This is a genomic window from Burkholderia sp. Ax-1720, from assembly GCF_011753035.1.
Lineage (GTDB): Bacteria > Pseudomonadota > Gammaproteobacteria > Burkholderiales > Burkholderiaceae > Burkholderia > Burkholderia gladioli.
In genome coordinates this window covers 1-1,215 of sequence record NZ_VWWK01000434.1, presented here as the reverse complement: position 1 = coordinate 1,215, position 1,215 = coordinate 1, and the positions used below count along the sequence as shown (strand labels likewise).

Sequence of the window (1,215 nt, the reverse complement as noted above, 5' to 3'; positions counted from 1 at the left end):
CGCTGGCCAGCACCGCGCTGCCCGGCTGCAGGCTGCGCAGCCGGTTCAGCGCCGCCAGCGCGCGCGGGCCGTCGTTGGCCGAGGCGGCCAGGCGCAGCGCATCCACCTGCGCGGCCGGATCGCTGCTGGCGATCTGCTGGTCGATGCGCTGCTGCTGCAGCAGCATCAGCATGCGATCGCGCTGCTCGGCCAGCCCCGGCGAATGCGGCGCGTAGCGCAGCCCCACCTCGACCAGGTCGAGCGTCTGGTGCGCCAGCCCCGGATCGCTGACCTGGGCCGCCGCGGTGACGATGCCGTCGGCCAGCGCATCGATCGCCTTGCCGGTCTCGGGCGCGTCGTCGCCCTGCAGCGAGGCCATCGCGCCCGCCACGCCGTCCAGCCAGGCCTTGTTGGTCGACGGATTGGCGGCCAGCTCGGCCAGCGCGTGCCGCGCATCGGCCACGTTCATCGCGGCGGCCTGCGGGCCCGGATGCGCGGCGGCCGAGGCCAGCTCGGCGGCCAGTTGGTCGCGGCGCCGCTGCAGGCGCGACGAATCGGGGAACAGCTGCAGGCCCAGCGCGATCCGCGCGCGCGCCTCGTCGTACTTGCCCAGGTCGATCGACTGGCCGATCGCGGCGTCGTACTTCAGCTCCAGGCGGTTGCCGCGCAGCAGCGCGCTGCCCGGGTCGAGCAGGCGGATGCGCTGCAGGATGTCGGCGGCGCTGCCGGGCTGGTCCTCGAACAGCGCATCGCGATCGACCGCCTCGTCGAGACTGCCGCCGAGCCGGGCCAGCATGCCGGTGCGCTCGTCGTCGATCTCCTTGCGGCGCGCGTCGAAGGCCGGCGAGAACAGCTTGAGCTGGTCGCGCAACTGGAACACGTGCTGCACGGCGGCGTAGTCGAAGCGGCCGAGCGGCGGGCTCCAGTAGGCGTCGAGCCGCTCGGCGAGGTAATGCAGGATCACGTCGCTGCGGGTCAGCACCAGTTGCTGGCGCGCATCGGCGCCGAGCGCGTCGAGCGCGGCCATCGCCTGGTCCTCGCTGGCGTAGTGCTGCGGGTTGCCGTCGGCGAAGCGCTCGATGGTGGTATCGAGCTGGCGCTGCCGGTAATGGCCGTGCAGGGCCACGCCGCCGGCCGCCAGCGCGGCCAGCGCGAGCAGGCCGACCAGGTAGGGCGCGACGCGCTCGCGCGGCCGGCGCGGGCGCAGGCTCTCGACCAGCGCGCCCACCGTCTGCA

Annotated in this window: 1 pseudogene; it reads right to left on the bottom strand. The window is 74.2% G+C overall.

The annotated features are described in order from the left end of the window. A pseudogene (locus tag F3J18_RS37460) lies at positions 1–1,215 on the bottom strand (serine/threonine protein kinase); the annotation flags it as partial.